This window comes from Trinickia symbiotica (genome assembly GCF_003028655.1).
GTDB classification, from domain to species: domain Bacteria; phylum Pseudomonadota; class Gammaproteobacteria; order Burkholderiales; family Burkholderiaceae; genus Trinickia; species Trinickia symbiotica_A.
Genome location: NZ_PYUC01000001.1, coordinates 281450 through 299117 on the forward strand (window position 1 = coordinate 281450; position 17668 = coordinate 299117).

A 17668-nucleotide genomic window follows, 5' to 3' on the forward strand; every position below is an offset into this window, starting at 1 on the left:
TTAGGCGGTGCGTCTACGTGTCTACGTGTCTACGTGTGGCTAGATCTTACCCAGCCTTCGCTGTTCTTCTTCACTCAAAACAGATTGCTGCTTCTGCCCAATCGCGCCGAACCCGAGGATAGAGACAGCGCTTGACGAATCATAAGCAGTCGGCCCTGACCTCGACTTCTTGCGAAAGCCGTCGTCAGCGGAGTCGCCAAACCCTTCGACCTGAACCGAGATGGTCCAGCGGCGTTGCCCGATGCCCGATGCGCTGTTCTTCACGATATCCTGAGCCATCTGGCTTGCTGCCGAGGCCGCCGAGTCCGCCGCCGTGAGGGCACCGGTGTTGACGGCCTGCGCCACCGGGATCCCCGTCGACTTGCCCTGCACTTGGATGTTGTCGACGTTCGCCACATGCAGCGCCGCCACGTTCAGGTTGCCCGACACGCGAATGCCCGCGTCGCCCGCATCTACTGTGCCGCGCGGAGCGATCAGGTTTGCGTTGCTGGCCGGTGCGCCGGGGATCGTCTGCAGTGTGGCGATCCCTGCGCCAGTGACGTCTCCGCGCGCATCGACCGTGCAGTAATGATTCACATCGCAGACGTACTGAGGCTCAGGTGTGTCGGCCACCGATTTGGAGCCCTTGCCAGCGTTGATGTCTCCATTCGAGCTCCAGATCGTCATTGCCCCACCCTGCTCGGTAAAGATACGACTCTGCGCGAGCAGCACGCTCTGGTCCGTGAAGATGTTGATGTCGCCCTGCTCGAGTGTCAGAATGCCCTGCGTCCCGGGACCAGCCACGACCTGACCAGCGCCGTTGACGATCTCAGGCGGCGCCGACGTGCTGCCAACCAGCGCCTGCCCACCGGGCCCGAGGATCGAAATGTTGCCGCCCTCCTGCGTCTGAATGGTCGTACTGCGCATGTCGAGATTGCCCGTATTGATGAGCTTGTTCGCGCCGTTCGTGCCACCGCCCAGATTGTTCGCCGTGTAGCCCAACGACGCCGGGAACAGCGCGTTGATTGCCTGGTAGCCGCGGGCGTACTGATCGTGGTATGGACTGGACTGATTGTTGTAGTCCTCACCCACTTGCGTCAGCACGCTGAAGAGCACCTGCTCGGCAAATAGCTGCTGCACATAGGGCGGCAGAGCCTGGAATTCCTTCCATGCCTCACCTGCGCTCAGCGTACCGACTTTTTGCTGCGCGGCCTGCTTGTCCTTATTGAGTCCAGTGTCGATCGCCTGCCCCGCATCGTACTGCTCCATGAAGGCGATCAGTGCCGGCGTCGTGCTCGGTACGCCACGCACCGTGCTGGATGGATCGATGTATGCCGAGATGAACGCAGCATCGTTGATACCCGGCCCCACACCGAACAGCACCTGGACGTTCGCGCTTTCGTGCGGCAAGTTCGTGTTGTTCGCGTTGCCGATTGCATCGATGCCCGTTAAAGTTCCAGGCACATATCCCGTTTTCAGGGCCGCATACACTTGCGCTTGGCTCGTCAGCGGACCGATGTTGCGGCCCGCTTCAACGTCAAACGTCCCGGGGCCGCCAAGTACCAGACTCGGCACCGCACCCCCCGCGTACGGGGTATCAAAAATATCGCGCCCAGCGACGATACGAGTCACATCCGCCGCGCGCAGGTTCTGCCCCTGGAAAGCCAGATTCACAATATCTTGACCCGCCTGGATCAAGGCCGGTTTATCGACGGCGACCGTGACCAGTTTGTCGTAGAGACCATCTTTTTGCGCACCAGCCGGTTCGAGGATCCCGTCGACAATGCTGCCGTTCAGGCTATAGATGCGTGCCGGCGTCGTGTCGCCGGCATGCAACGCGTTCGACGCGTGGACATCTGGCGTCTGCTTGGGTTTCGCCGGCGATGGCATCGATGATGGGTCTGCGTCGGACATGCCGAATGTTGTGCTGCCATTCGCCACGTTAGAGAATTCGATCGTCTGGTCGGCGATCAGATTCAGTTGCCCTGTTGCCGATGGATAAAGCGTACTCGCGGAATCAAGCGTGATGCCGCCTGTGAACGCAGTCAGGTTCAGGCTGGCAGGCAAAATACTGTTTGCGCTAACTAACCTGGTAGCGGAGTTAGCCGTTCCCAAGGTTCCGAAATCAATGCTGCCCGTCACGGATTGCACATTCACTGCTGACGTCGACGAATAGCCCTGTTGGTCGCCGTTGGCTGCCGCGTAGGACGGATCGAGCACGCCGCCGATATTTGCGCCTTGACGCGCACTGACATTCAACACACCGTCCTGGGCCGCCAGCAATGTGCCCACCGATCCCAATGAAAGCGTGGGACCCTGTCCGAGAGCGCCGGCGCTCGGATTGTAAGTCGTATAGTTCACGCCGTCGGTACCGATCAGTCCGCCCGCGGTGATCGTTCCCGTTCCCTTCGCGATAAAGTAGTCGCCGCTCAGGATGTTTCCGCCCGCGTGCACGGAGAGATTGCCGCCGCCGATCGTGTTGACGGTCGGATTATCCGTATTGGCATTGGTCAGATACCAGGTGGTAGGCAACGATACTGCCAGATCCGTGATGTTGCCGCCGGCAGTCACCGACACATTGCCGCCGACACTCATCACGCCCTGATCGAACGCGCCGAAGTCGACCGACGTTCGAACCGTCTGCGTCGCGGGCTTCGTGGCCCCGACTGAGCCGGTCGGATTGCCGATTTCCATCCACGGTGACCAGAATTGGCTGATGTTTTGATTGGCACGGACCGATATCGCGCCCGTGCTATCGATCACGTCTTCGATTCCACTAATATCGCCCTGCGCGTGAATGGTGATATCGCCGGCGGAATCCGGATTCACGCTGGCGGTAACAAGCGTGTCCACAAATGCTTTGGACACGTTCGCGGCCACGATCGTCGCCGTGCTTCCCTGCGGAGCGCCCGCCGCTGGCGCGCCCCCCGTATAAATGACGGCCGGCGCGGCATGGTCGAGGAATTCCACGTCATTGCCCGCGGCAATGTCGATCGAGCCCGTGCCGGTACGAATGGCGGTCGGTTGGAGCAGAGTCAGTCCGTTCGAGTCGATGTAGGCTGTATGGCCATCCAGCATGATGTTGCCCGAGCTGCTCGACGCACTGCCGGCGCTGCTGAAAAGCGATGCCGCCTGCAATCCGAGCGGATTCGCGCTTGTCAGATCGGCACCCGCCACGATCCGGTACGATGAGCTCTCGCCCCCCGCCAGCGATGCAAACGCAATCGGTAACGGGTTATTCGCCGTCGGCACGTTCGCCGGCATATTGCCCGGCAATATACCAATGCTGTTACCCAAAGCGGCTATCTGTTCGGGGGCCTGCGGCGCCCAGAAGAAATTCCATGCTCTGCTCGTCTTGCTCCGGGAATTGTAATTTGTGGCCTTGACCAGGTAGCCGCTGTAGGCCGTTATGTAGCTCGGGTACAGCGCGGTAATACCGGTTGGGAACGCCAACGCCGGCGGTGTCCCGAATGTGGCCGCATTGGTTGTGCTCAACGAGTTGAGCCAATTCAGATAGAGCCCCGGAGCGGATGCGGTTCCGTAGTAATCCGCAGCGTTTGACGATGTCAGAACCGGAACAGCAGTCGGATTGGCAAGCGGCTTGTTAGGGTAAAGATGCCCAGCGAACTTCGATGAGCTCACGTCACTGTAGTACTGCTCCCAGGCCGCCAGATACTGAGCATAGTCATCATAGTAGACGGACGATTGTCCTGACAGAGGAGCACTGAGTGTCGACAATGGATCCGCGGAGGTGAGCGCCTGAGTTGAACCGTCGAAGTACGTAACCGTCACAGCGGCTCCGTCCTGCGATAGTGCAGACGCGTATGCGGCCAAATCGGATGCATACGTATTCGAGCCACCCCCAGCCGGCGCCTGCCCGCCAAGAATCGTGGCGACTTGATTCTGAAAAAATCCGTCTGTAATGCTTGCGTCAGCGATAACATTGCCGGCCGCGCGAAGCGTAATCGTCGGAGCGATGGTTCCAAGATAGCGAAAAGCCGGCGTGATCGATCCACTGCTGTTCGGTGCGCCGGCGCCCAAGTTCCAGTTGGTCAGAATCGAGATGTTGCCGCTGTTGTTAATGATCGATGTACTGGGATTATCGAGTTCGATCCCAGGTGCAACACGCAAACTCGCACTTCCCGGGAAACTCATGCCCAACGAGGGATTGGTGCTTAGGCCATTCTTAACGAAATTCATCAACGTGCCGGGCGTGACCGTTGCGGTGCCATCGCTGTTAGCCGCAATCTGGCCGCCGTAGAACGTCTGGTGGTTCGTGTTGCTCGTCGTCGGGGTGAAATACGAGTTATCGAATCCGCCGAATCCGATGGAGGCGACACCCGTGGATAGTTGCGCTTGGTCCTGTGGGCTACCCGTCAATACGGCCTGGGCGCCGGTCGCGTTATTCGTGAGCGTGCCGCCGCCATTCCCATCAGGCGTAAAGCTGAACGTCGTGCCGCTCGTACCCTGCGCGGTAAACGTGCCAGCCAGCAAATGCCCCTTGCTGTCGTACCAGCCAGCCGGATCGACGATGCCGTCGAAGTGCTGCGCGCCCGTCGTCGCATCAGTCGTGCTCCACACGGCATAGGCTTCGACTGTCGTGCTGCGTGAGCCATTGATCTGCGCGCCACTATCGATCGAGACAGGAACCTGGCCATTGCTGAGCAGCGGCGCACGCAAGCTGACTTTGCCTCCCGAAAGACCGCCTGCGGTACCGCCACGCACGTCAATGTTCGCCTGCGGACCTATCGTGATCGCTCCGGTGAAGAGATATTTCGCGTTGGGACCGGGTGACGTTGCTGCCGAAATGCTTTCATAGCCGTAGGTAGCGTTGTACGCAGTGCCCGACACGGGATCGACAAACGACGGATCGAAAACCGCGCTCGTGCCGATTTCGACCGCGCCGCCACGCTGGGCGGTATTAACGGTGTTGCCGCCATCCGTCGTTGCAATTGCCCTAAGCGTGCCCTCGACGTCGACGCTGCTCTTACCGTATAGCTGGATCGTACCGCCTGCTGTGCCCGACGCATTGATCGTTCCGAGAATCGTGATATTGCCGTCAGTCGTGTCGACCTGCTTACCCGCCCCCCCGTCCGCGATCAACGAAACGCTGTGGGCCGTCAGCATGTTGCCCGCCGACAGCGTCAGATTGCCAGCCTTCGTCTGGATAGCGATCGCCTGGTTCACCCCGCTCGAAGCGAGCGTCTGCGCGAGACTGTCCAGGTTCGCGGCGCCCCCCGTATCCAGCGAGAACGAGCCGCCTGCATAGCCATTTGCCGCGCCGCCGTTGACCACACCGTTCAGGTTCACCACCTGTTGCGGCGCCGAGAGCGCCAAGCTCCCCGCCGCGCCTCCGCCGCTCGCGCCTGAAAAGTCGAGCGTGGAGCCCGGCTGCACGTCGACCGTGCCGGTATCTGCCGTCAGTGCGATGGCGCCAGCTGGCGCGTACTCCGTAACGTCGAAGAACTGCTTGGCTACACCGGCCGAGTTGATCGTCGCACCGTTGCCGACGGTCAGATTGCCCGTCGTCGCCTCGACACTGACGTTGCCGGCCGGCGCGGCAACCGTCGCACCGTTGTCGTTGACCGTGCCTCCAATGAGGCTCCATGCGCCGCCCATCGGCGTGCGGGTCAACGCGGTACCAGCCGCACTGCCAAGCGTCAAGGTGCCGCTCGTTTGCACCGTCGAAGCCGAACCCGTATCCGCGAGGAATACCGGCGCACTCAGCGTCACGGGCAGCGCACCGAAGTTGAACGTGCCCGTGTTCTGACCGACGATGCCGCCCGTCGCGCTCATCGACACGCTGCCGAAACCGCTCACTATCTTGTCGCCGGTGCCGAAGTCGATTTCCTTAGCGTTGACCGTCAATGTGCCACTGCCGGTCGTTGGTGTTCCTTGCGGCGTTCCTGTCTCGTTGGTAAAGGCGATCTGCTGCGCGTTAAGCGCGACGTTTCCGCCATTGCTTACGAAACTGCCCGCGCTCAGGTCGACGCTGTTGCCGAAGGTCGCATCGACATCACCGACAAAGTTGATTGAGCCCGCGCTACGCAGAATCACCTGCTGAGCGTTCGCCAACTGTGCCATGCCCGCGGGATTGAGTACGAAGCCCGGCAGGCTCGCCGCGGCCGGGCCAGTCTCGTTCGTAAAGGTGATCGCCGAACCGTCCACCGTGATGGCGTTCGCCGACAACACCGCTGCCGGATCCACCTTCAGACTGCCCGATGAATCGAGCGTGAGCGCCTGGCCACCGGTAAGCATTGCCCCGGCACCGACCGTCAGCAACCCGGTGCCTGTGGTGCCCGTACGCGTGACCGTCGTCATCGCGCCGTTCGATACGCGCAGCAGCGCGCCGTCGCCCGCGATGGCAATCGGCTGGTCCTTCGCCGCCGGATAATTGCCATTCGCCGTAATGGTTGATCCCGCGTCGATTTGCAGTCCATTGACCGCGTTGGGATCCGTGCCGGATGTGTCGGTCTTGGTGACCAACAGGACCTCGGGCCCGCTGAGCGCGTTCCCGGCATCATTCGCGACGACCACGCTGTTGGCGATCGGATTGATCGTCACCCCGCCTGTCGTTGCCGTGCGCGTGCCGCCGATCAGCAGGCTGCCTGCGTTGAGAGAATTGAGCGCATCTGCACCGATTTGCAGATAGCCGGGCAAGGCCGCACCGCCATTGCCGGTGATCTCGATGTCCTGCGACGCAATGTCGACCTCCGCGGGTGCGCCCCCGACGTCTGCGGCCGTGTTCAACGCCGCTCCAAGCGCAAGCGCTTTGGTCGCCGCCAACACCAGTTGTCCACCGTCAATGGGCAGCGGCGGCGTAACGTTCCCCTTGCTCGCCGCCAGCGCCGGGAAGAAGCTGTTGGCGCTAGTCAGCGCGTACTGCGAGTACTGCTGCCAGACCTGCCCTGACTGCACGTTGAAGAGCGTCGGCGTCGCACTTCGGCTGCCGGTAAGCGCATCGGAAAAGTAACCTGCCGTCACGACCGTGCCATCGGGCAACACCTTACTCGAACCCGGCGCGAGGTTGCCCGTACTACTCGACACCGTCACGCGATACGCGCCCGGCAACGTCGCATACTTGCCGGGCAGCAACGTGTAATAGCCGGGCGCGAGCCCTGGCACGCCGGACAAATACACCGCCTGCCCTACCGCGCTCGTAAGCGAGGCTTGACCCACACCCGCGGCGAGCGTCGTGCTGCCCACCGTACCGTTCGCGTTCGTCGTCGGCTGCACCGTCTGCGCAAACACAGGGTCATAGGCCGCCACCGGCGACTGCGCCCCGGGCAGAATCGCGTAGACATTCGTCGCGCCGACGTTGACGGGCACGGCCGTGCCCGTGGCATTGCTGGCGTAGCTCACGTTGTATTGCGAGAGTACGTCGCGCGTGCCGCCGGTGCCCGCCACCCACTCCTCCGCCTGCAGGTTGCCTCCGCCCGAGAGGTCGATCGTCGCGCCTGCGTTCAACGCCACGCTGCTGCCGTTTGCGCTGATGAACTTTGCCGGGGGCGCTGTCAGGTCAGCACGCGTATTCCCTGCTACTGGATTGAATTGCCACTCCACCCCATCCACGGTTGTGCCGTAGGGAATGATCCTGCCATCGTTCGATACGGACGTCAGGCTGCCGCTCGCGAACGTCACCGACTCCGTCGGAACCAGCGTCAAATTGTTGAACTGGCTTTGCGTCGCGCTTGCCGTCGGATCGCCCACGCCGAATACGAGCGTCCCTGACGGCGCGCGAACCGTACCGCCCTGCACGATGTCCGTGGCATCGACAAGCAGCGTGCCGCCCGCGGAGAGCGGGACGCCCGACGCACCGTTCGTGGCGAATGTGATCGTCGTCGGCGACGGCCCGGCGGCGTCGAGGATAAAGGTGCTGCCGGTCGCGGGATAAAGATCCGCCGCCTTGAACGTCAGGTTGCCCGGCGTGAACAGTTCCCCCGGCTCCAGTGCACGGCCCGCCACCTGCCCCAGATTGGTGGAGCTGAGCCGAATGTCGCCGCTGCTCGTAAAGGTGGCCTGACCAAAATTGTTCAGCTGGATCTGGTTTTTCAGATCGATGAACGAAGCCTTCACGTTCAGCGTGCCATCCCCTTGCGCCTGTACAGGTGACATAACGGTGGTCGCATAGCCGGTGTCCACTGTCGGTCCGACGAACGCCACGTAGGGCGCGTCGATCGTTACGTCGGTACCCGTTTGAGTCGCAGTCGACTCCGACGAAAGCAGCGACGAAATGGTCTGCTTCGCGGCCTGCGGCTGGCCTGTCACGAAGTCAACGCTCGGCAACAGGTCGCTGAGCTGCCCACTGCCGAGCGCAGCGATCTGTCCCGCGTTGACGATAACCGCGCGCCCTAAAGTTAGGTCGACGTGGCCGGCAAAAGCGATCGGCACCATCCCGACACGGGAGACATTCAATGCGTTCTGATTCGCCAATTCCAGTGTCGTGATGCCTGAACCGGCCAGACGGTCCGCGGCAAATTGCAACACGCCCTTAGGCTGGTAGACCGTGGGGCTCGTCGAGGTAGCTTTGGGGGGGTTGCCGACGAGACCAACAATGTCTTGTCCCGGCGAAAGACCCATCGGCACCAGATTGCCGCTCTGCTGGATAATTAGCGCGGTCGCGCCCGGCAGCGAAACGCTGGCGCCGCCCACCTCGAACGCCGACACCGTATACGCTTCCGGCAGGATAGCGAGCGTGCCGCCCTGTGCCTGCGCAGCACCCGCCTGCGCCTTGAGCGTGCCGTCAAAGTACAAGCCGCTCGAAGCCGCGAGCGTGATCGAGCCCGCGTCGCTCCATACTGGTTGCGACGCGTACCCGCCATTGGCCTGCAGTTGATCGAACTTCGTGGCCGTGCCGGACACATTGATCAGCGAGCCCGCCTGCGCCACCACATATCCCGAATCGTCCGAGATCGTCACCGAGCCGCCCGGCAGTACCTTGCCCGTATTCGGCGTAATCGTCGTCAGCCCGTTCTTGACCGGCGCTGCCAGCGGGTTGGTCAGCGCGACGCCCGACACGTCCAGCACCGCGTCCGGCCCCAGCCACACCGATTTGCTCGTGCTCGTGATCCCATTGCTGCCCGTGCTTTGGTATTGACCACTCTGTTCAAAGGGGCCTGCGTTCAACGAGTCCGCACTCAACGTGATCGAGCCGCCAGGCGCGACGAGCGAACCCAGCACCGTCACCTGCGTGGGCGACCCCAATCCGATGCTCGCGCCCGCGTCGCCGAGGATCGAGGCGCCCTGACCAATACTCACCCCGCCGGTGACGCCGTCATACGCGCGAATCGGCTGATTGATGCCGTTCTGATCGGCAGTTTGCCATGCCAGATAACCGCCGCCTGTCATGACGAAGTTCGTCGCTTGACGATGATAAGCGTCGAGCGTCCCGACTGTGGTCAGCCCGCTCGACAACAGGTCGGCACCGCTTGCGGCCTGCTGCAACGCCGGCACGTTCGGAATCAGGTTCTGCTGGGTCACATCGACCACCGCGCCTGGCGCCACGCTCGCGTCGAACAAAGCGTTCAGCACGTATTTGCCGAAGCCCTGATGCGCGAAGAAGTCCGTCGGCAGCGTGAGTGCCCACGCCGGCGCGGCCGCCGGGTCCCCACCGATCTGGAAGCCTGGCGCCTGCACCGTCAGCGTACCGCCGCCCGCGAAGCCGAAGCTCCTGATCGTGCCGTCCATCTTCAGGTGGTCGTCGGTCGGCAGCACTGCTGGAAAGCCGGTCTGATTTGCGTAGGTGATCAGCGAAACGCTGCCACCCTTGCCGGCAGGAATGCCGTTGCTCATCAGCAACTGACCGTTCGCCTGCAGTTCGCCGCCACCGGACACATCGATCACGCTGCCCGGCTGCAAATCGATGCTGCCCGTGGCCGACAGTGTGACGCTGCCGCCGTTGATGTACTCGCTGCCGCCCGGCGTGGTGCCGGCCGCGCTCCGCAGGTCATTGTTGACCCATTGGCCCGCGGTGCTGATTAGCGCGTTCGGGCCCACCGTAATGTCCCCGCCGGCCGAGATCGAAATCGCGCCGGAAGGCACGATCAGCGTCCCCTCCACAAGTGCGCTTGAAAGCGTTCCGCCGAATTTAATGGTGCCACCAGGCTGCAGCTTGAGCTGTGTACCCGAGGCCACTACGAAGCCCCTGCCGCCGTTTGTGTCTTCGGTGACGTTCAGTGCCGCGAAACCGCCTGCGTTCAGCGTACTCGCTGGCACCACCGTCGTGGCCAGCACGTTGTTCGGATCGGTGCTCGATAGCCCGCCGAGAGCGACCGTATTGAGAGGCGTATCGATCGAGAAAGCGGATGAGAGCGAGGTGAGCTGCGGTGCATCGTCCTGCAGTATCACTAGGCCCGATTCTCCGCCGGTGTTCGTATTTACACCCTGCGTCAGCCCAGCTAGATTGCCCGCTGTGAACAGCAACTGGTTTGCAGCCGGATCGGTTCCTAGATTGAACGTGCCGCCCGTGGGCTGGCTGTTGTTCTGCACTTGCTTCGAGCCGGCAAACGCCTGTGCGCTAATGTCGCCATCGAGCACCAAAGCCGATGTCGCAAAAAGATCGAGCGTCCCCGCATTGCCGCCGACGATATAATCCGGCTCGTAGACGCCGCCGGCCTCGAGTGGGTTGTACCACGTCTTCGTCACACCCCAGCGCGGATGCGTTTCGGTGAATGCGCCAGCGATGCCGACGTAAGTGTCGTACGGACTTGCCGACCCGATCGGCACAATAGCGCCATTGGCATCGACCAGCCGCGTCGTGCTGACCGTTCCGCCCAAGTAGTGCACATAGCCGCCATTGAGGTTCATGAACGACCCGGCAGCGGTCATCACCTGATCGCCCGAAAGAACGATCGTACCGCCGTTGGTCAGCAGTTGATCGACCGTACGCGGAATCAGATTCACATATCCCGACAGGTTCAGGATCGGACTGCCGACCCACTGCACTCCGTCGCTGCGCGTGCCCGACAGCGTGCTGTCGACAACGACGTTCTTCAGGCCATAGAGAAAGCCGTTGCGCAGCAGCGGCGAGTCTGCCAGCTCGTTCTGGCCGATGCGCGGGATCGTGATCAACGTCTGCGCGATCGGCAACTCGATATTCGCCAGCCCCGATACGTCGATCGTCGCGCCGCTATCCAGATAGATGCGGCCCGGCACCGCCGTATCGCCGGGCGGCTGCGAGGGGAAAAGAGGAATGCCCGAGGTCAGATTCGCCGGCGTCAATGCCACGACCGATACCTTCGAGCCCGGCGCCTCGATCAGCGAGCCACCCTGAAACCAGACGGAGCCCCCTGTCATCGAAATGCTGCCCGCTGTAAAAGTCGTGCCTGGGGACGACGTCACCGTCTGACCATCGGCATCCGGCATGACAGCAGTCACCGAATTCGGGCCAAAGCTCAGCAGACCCGCGCGATACGGAGTCGCCGCGGCTCCGCCGTTCCCCCCGGCTGAGAATTGAACCTGAGTCCCGCCAGCAGTGTACGAGTTTCCAAGCGGATTGTTCGATAAGTACTCATCGACCGTCGAAATCGTGATGGTGCCCGGCGTATTGACGCTCGTCGTCACGCCCACTACGCCGTTCTGGGCCACCGTGCTGCCCAGCAGGTTGATGTTGCCGCGATCCGCCTCGACGAGGCCGGTATTGGTGAGCGTGCCTGCCGGCGTAACATCTTTCTGCTGTAGTCCGCTACCCGTCACCAGCTGACCGCTCAATTCCGGCAGCAACACCTGCGGACTGGTGGGATTCGGCTTCAAACTGACGCCGACTCCGGCTGCCAGTACGACCTGTCCCGCTGTGGCGGTAATGTGCCCGGCGTTGCTGACGTTCGGCGCCGCGATCAGCACGAAGCCCCCATCGCTGGCCGTGCCGTTTGCCCGCGTCGTAATCGATGCGCCCTGTTCGATCGTGACGTCGCCTGGCATCGGGTACGAGTTCGAGGAACTGACGCTCGCCTGATTGCCGAGACCGAGTAAGACGTTCGGCGCGTTGGTGTTGGCGTTGCCCGTTCCCATCCAATTGCTCGACTCGGGACTCGCCAGTCCACTGAGAAACTGCTGGTTGCTCAGGGCGATATCGCTACCGCTCTGAACCGGTTTGTTGTTCATATTCAGCAGGTCGAGCGACGATGCGACCAGCGAATGCACGTTCACCTGCGAACCCGCACCGAAGAGGATCCCGTTGCGGTTGATCACATATACCGCGCCTTGCGCGGTCATGTTGCCAAGAATCTGGCTCGGCCGTCCGCTAGGATCATTGATTCGGTTTAGCACCGTCCAATTGTTCGCGCCGTTCGTTTGCGTGCCGGCGGACTGGTCAAAGTTCAGCGTCGTCTGCTTGCCGACGTTCATCGTCTGCCAGGTCAGCACGGCGTTCTGTCCAGTCTGCGTGATATCGACTGTCACATGACCGTTGCTATCGACGCTCTGCTGCGGCCCGTACGCGTTGAGCCATAGCACGGGATTTTTGGTGTCCGTGTTCTGACTTACCGGATTCCCGTTGTTGTCATTTACAAAGGTAACGCCCGGCGCCACCTGTAACCCGCCCGGCGCAAGCCCGTTCGGCACGTTCGACGCCGTAGCAGCCGCAGCAGCCGCGGCGCTCTGCTGCGCAGTAATCTGTGCCGCAATCGCCTGCGCGGCGTGACCGAGGTTGACGATCGACGGCTGGCTCGCTTGCAGCGCCTGCTGCGGCGAAACGCCGAGGTTCGTGACGCCCGCTCCGCCGCCCCCGCCGGCGCCGCCCGCCGCCGTGCGCGTCGCCTGCCCCAGGTTCACGATCCCGGCTGCCTGCGCATGCGCTGTCACGCCCGCCGTCAACATAAGCGCTAAGGCTTGGCATAGCGGCCTGAGCTTCGATCGCAATACGGCTGGTGAATGAACGAGTTCTTGTTGTACACGCGCACGTGCTGCCATTTGTCGACTGCCCCCGAATACTATTTGAAGGACCGCATCCGCTACGCGCCAACCTTGCTGCCCGACGAAGCAGCCCCGATATCGCCCGCCTGGACCGGTAAACATTCAGAAGTTAAGCGCCTGGCATGGCAGATGTATTTCCAGTGTTACGGACCATTTTGTCGGCCGGAAAGGTACGCACCTTTTTGCAATTGTTTGGGATTTACGATCGTTTAAACGGCGCCTTCTCTTCCCGCATCGTCATTGATAGCTTTCGCCAACGCGTTGCGCCAGCGCTTGTGCAACGCGCGCGACGACATCGGACCAATCCCCAGGTTTGTGCTGGCGGAAAAGCCGGATCGTCGGATACCACGGGCTGTCTTCGCGCTCGAGCAGCCACCGCCAGTCAGGCACACGCGGCAGCAAAACCCACCCTGGCTTGCCAAGGGCACCGGCAAGATGCACCACTGACGTATCGACCGATACGACCACGTCGAGACACGCGATCAGTGCCGCGGTATCCGCGAAGTCCTGGAGATCCGTTCCGAAATGGATGATGCCGCTTTGATCGAGCGCACTTACGTCACGCTCCCGAACCTGTTGTTGCAGACTGACAAACGCGGCGCGCTGTGAGTACAGCGGTGCGAGTTTGGCAAGCACGATCGACCGGTTCATGTCGTTCTTGTGTGTCGGATTGCCCGACCAGGCGAGCCCTACCTTGATCCGCCCTGACGGTGTGCGCTCTTCGAGCGCGCGCTCCCAGTGACGCATGCGCCCGACGTCAGCGCGCAAGTAGGGCACCTGCGCAGGAATGGTAGTCGCATCGGTGTCCAAAGCCAGCGGCACGCTCAGCAGGGGGCATTGGAGATCGAATGCTGGCAATGGCTCGCCGATGGCAATCAGTTGCTGCACACCTCGAAGAGAAGACAACAAGCCCTTCAAGGCAAGTGGCACTTCCAACACCACATCCGCGCCGCGCGCTTCGACAAGATTGGCGTATCGGCAGAACTGGAGCGTGTCACCATAGCCCTGCTCGGCATGGAGAAGCACGGTCTTGCCAGCAATGGATTCGTGCCCCGTCCACAGCGGACGATGAGCATGGCGGCGAGACCGCGCGGCGTCCGCATCCACCCAGCGATATTCGTACTTTCTCCAACCTTCCTCGAAGTCCCCTATCAACAGGCGGCAGTATGCTTCCTCGTGATGACCGTCTCCGTTGGCGGGCTCTAGCGACTGCATCTGACGGTAGCATTCGATTGCTTCGTCAAAGCGCAGCAGCTGCTGCAATGCACCGCCGCGCAGCGCCCAGCCGGCAGCGTCGGTCGGCTCGATTGCGGCCGCTGCCTCATAGCTCGCGAGCGCCTCATCGTATCGCCCCAGTTGCTGCAGCGTCTGCCCACGGCTCAAAAGTAGCTGAGCATTCGCTCCCAGTCGCTCCAGAGCTCCGTCGTAACGCTCCAGCGCCTCGGCATAGCGCTCGAGCATCCGCAAAGCGACACCTTGGTTGCTCAGCGCCGTCAGCAGGTTGGGGTCGCGGTCGAGCGCCTTCGCGTAAGCATCAGCGGCCTCCGCGTGACGATGCAATCCTTCCAAGGCGTTGGCCCGTCCTAGCCATGCGCCGGCGTGGCCGGGCAAGAGCGTCAGGATGCGATCGCAGCGGCGAAGCAGCTCTTCGTAAAGGTGCAGCAAATCAAGCGCGACACAGCTCTTGTACAGCACATCAATGTCGTCCGGCTTGATTTCAAGCGCCCTATCGAAGTCGACGAGCGCCTCCCTATCACGCCCGAGCTCGAGCAGCACCGCTCCGCACTGCGACAGCAGCTCGGGCACACGCGGGCGAATGACCAGCGCGAGCCGGTAACTGCGCAATGCCTCCTCGTGTCGGCCGAGATCGCGCAGCGCGTGGCCACGATTGGTATGTGTCGCGAAGTCGCGCTGGGAAATCGCCAAAGCCCGATCGAAGCTGATCAGCGCATCCGCGGGTCGGCCGAGCGCACGCAGTGCATTACCTCGGTTGCTCCAAGCTTCCGCGATCCCCGGAGAGATCGCCAGCGCACGCTCGTAAGCCGCCTGCGCCTGCGCATAGCGTTCGAGTCCGAGCAGCGCGTTGCCGTGGCTGACATGCGCCGCAGCATATCCCCCGTCGAGCCGCAGCGCCTCCCGCAGCGGCTCGAGTGCAGCTTCATGTCGCCCGAGCTTAATAAGCACGAGGCCGTAATTGGCAAACGCCCAGGCGTAGCGTCGCTCGACACGAAGCGCGCGAGCCATCAAGCGTTCCGCCTCCAACGAATCGCCGCACTGATCACAAGCCGCACCGAGCAGCAGCAATGCCTCCACATTCTCGGGATCGATCGCGAGCACGCCACGGTACACTTGCTGGGCCTGGCCAATCTCCCCGCGTTCATGCAACGCCCGCGCCTTCCGTAGCGAACTTTGGATCGCTGCAGTCATCACGGCCGCGCGCCCGGCCATGACGTCTGCTTGAAGCTCCGCGGTGCCGCCGCCACGTTCTCTATCGCCGCGCCCCATGTCGCGCTCCCTGACTCACTCTTTCACGTCGACAAAGCGGCCGCAGCCGAGTTCGCCACTGACCGCAACGCAGTCTTGATCCGATCGAATACGTCCTTCCAATCGCCCGCATGAGCCTGCCTGAAAAGGCGGGCACTCGGATACCACGGATTGTCTTCACGATCGAGCAACCAGCGCCAATCAGGCAGGTAGGGCAACATCATCCATAACGGCTTGCCGAGTGCCCCGGCCAGGTGCGCGACCGACGTGTCGACGGTAACGATGCAGTCGAGGCACTGCACGAGGCCGGCCGTGTCCACGAACGAGCCGAGCTCGTCGCCGAAGTGCCTGATAGAAGACGCTTCCAGCACGGACATGTCGTCGTCCCGCACCACCTTTTGAATGCTGATCCATTCGACTTCGTCGGTCAGCAACGGCAACAGATTCTCGAGCGGGATCGAACGATTGTGATCGTCGAGGTGATTCGGGTTGCCCGACCAGGCAATGCCGATCCGTGCACGGGTCCGCTCGCCCAATCTGGATTGCCATTTAGCAACGTGCTCCGGTCGCGCTCTCAGGTATGGCACGTCCGAGGGAATCGATGCCAGGTCGGTGCGGAATACGAGCGGCAAGCTTAGCAATGGGCAGTGGACATCGAACGGCGGCAGCGGCTCTCCATAGCCGACCACCTGGTCGGCACCCGCGACGTCTGCCAGTAGAGACTTGAGCGCGGCCTGCACTTCGATGACGACGCGAGCACCGAGCGCTTTGACGAACTTCACATAGCGGCAAAACTGTAATGTGTCGCCCAAGCCTTGTTCTGCATGCAACAGAATCGTCTTTCCCTCGATCGATTCCTCGCCGAGCCATAGTGGCTGCGCGAACACCCGCTTGAATGTGCCGACCTGGTCTTCTCGCCAGCGCCATTCATACGCCGGCCATCCTCGTTCGAAATCGCCGGTCTGGAGATAAACGAACGCCTTCGTAAAGTTGGTGGCGATATTCTCCGGGTCCATGGCGAGCACCCGATCGTATGCCGCCAGCGCGTCTTCGTGCCGCATTAACGAGCGCAGCGAATTGCCGCGCTGAAAATGCGCCAGCTTGTCCGAAGGGTCAATGACGAGGGCGTGGTCATAGCTGACAAGCGCCTCATCGTAGCGGTGTAGCCTCTGCAAAACGCGGCCACGAGTAAACCACGCCGGCGCATAGCGATCATTGAGCATGATGGCTCGATCGCAGCTCTCGAGCGCCTCGGTCTCCCGCTTAAGTCGCGTGAGCACCCTAGCCCGATTACAGTGCACTTCGATGAAATCAGGCGCAACGCCGAGCGATGCGTCATAGCTGGCAAGTGCCTCGGTATCGCGCGCGAGACCGAACAACGCGTTACCGCGGTTGGCAAGCGCACCTGCGTGCCGGCCATCAAGAGCGACGGCACGCTCACACCGCGCCAATGCTTCCTGGTAACGGCCGAGACGCTCGAGCATCACGGCGCTATTGTAAAGAGCATCGACGAAGTCAGGCCGACCCGCTATGGCTTCGTTCAAGCTCGCGAGCGCCTCGTTGAGTCGACCGAGATCGGCAAGCGTCAAGCCTCGCATCAGCAGAATTTCCGCGCTATTCGGCATCACGGCCAGCGCGCGGTCATAGTGCTCGAGCGCCTCCGCGAACCGTCCCATGTCGCGCAGTATCTGGGCACGCTGATGATTCGCTTCGAACGACCGGTCGTCAACCGCCAACGCCCGATCGCAGCATTCAAGGGCTTCCGCATGACGCTGCAACGCAAAGAGCGCAGCCGCGCGCCGCCACAAGGCTTCTACGAGCGTCGGGGCGACCGCGAGCAGACAGTCGTAAGCTGCCACGGCTTCGATATGACGCCCCAGATCCGAAAGAACGCCCGCGCGCAACAGTAGTGCGCGCAGATGTGAAGGATTCAGTGAAAGAGCCGCTTCGAGGCGTGCCAGCGCTTCATCGCGGCGGCCGAGGCTAATCAACACCGACGCATGATTGGCCAGAGACAGCGCCGACGGTGTCCGCTCGATCGAACGCCTCATTGCCACGTCCGCGTCGTTCATCCGCCCGTGTTGGAAGTGGAGCACGCCCAGCAGGTGCAATGCCTCCGCGTGATCGGGATCGACCGTCAGAACCTCACGATACCCCCTTTCCGCGTCCGCTAACGCCCCACGTTCGTGCAACGCTCGTGCGTGGCGCAACGCGCTGCTAACTGCTGTCGACATGTTTCGTGTGCCCGCTCCCTCGCCCGCTTGTCTCGACGGAGGCAACGGATGCGCTCCGC

Annotated in this window: 3 protein-coding genes and 1 pseudogene; all 4 read right to left on the bottom strand. The window is 62.1% G+C overall.

Translation table 11 applies throughout. The features are described 5' to 3' along the window. Positions 1-39: 39 nt before the first annotated feature. Positions 40-11898: a filamentous haemagglutinin family protein gene (locus C9I57_RS01240; protein ID WP_440130172.1), complete on the bottom strand. Its 11859-nt coding sequence runs from the start codon at positions 11896-11898 to the stop codon at positions 40-42. 204 nt (positions 11899-12102) lie between these two features. Beyond that, a pseudogene (locus tag C9I57_RS33785) lies at positions 12103-12993 on the bottom strand (filamentous hemagglutinin N-terminal domain-containing protein); the annotation flags it as partial. 135 nt (positions 12994-13128) lie between these two features. Next, positions 13129-15396 (bottom strand): tetratricopeptide repeat protein, encoded by a 2268-nt coding sequence (locus C9I57_RS01245; protein ID WP_308835277.1) that lies wholly within the window; start codon positions 15394-15396, stop codon positions 13129-13131. Between the two features lie 23 nt (positions 15397-15419). Then, positions 15420-17609 (bottom strand): tetratricopeptide repeat protein, encoded by a 2190-nt coding sequence (locus C9I57_RS01250; RefSeq protein WP_181321685.1) that lies wholly within the window; start codon positions 17607-17609, stop codon positions 15420-15422. Between the last annotated feature and the right edge of the window lie 59 nt (positions 17610-17668).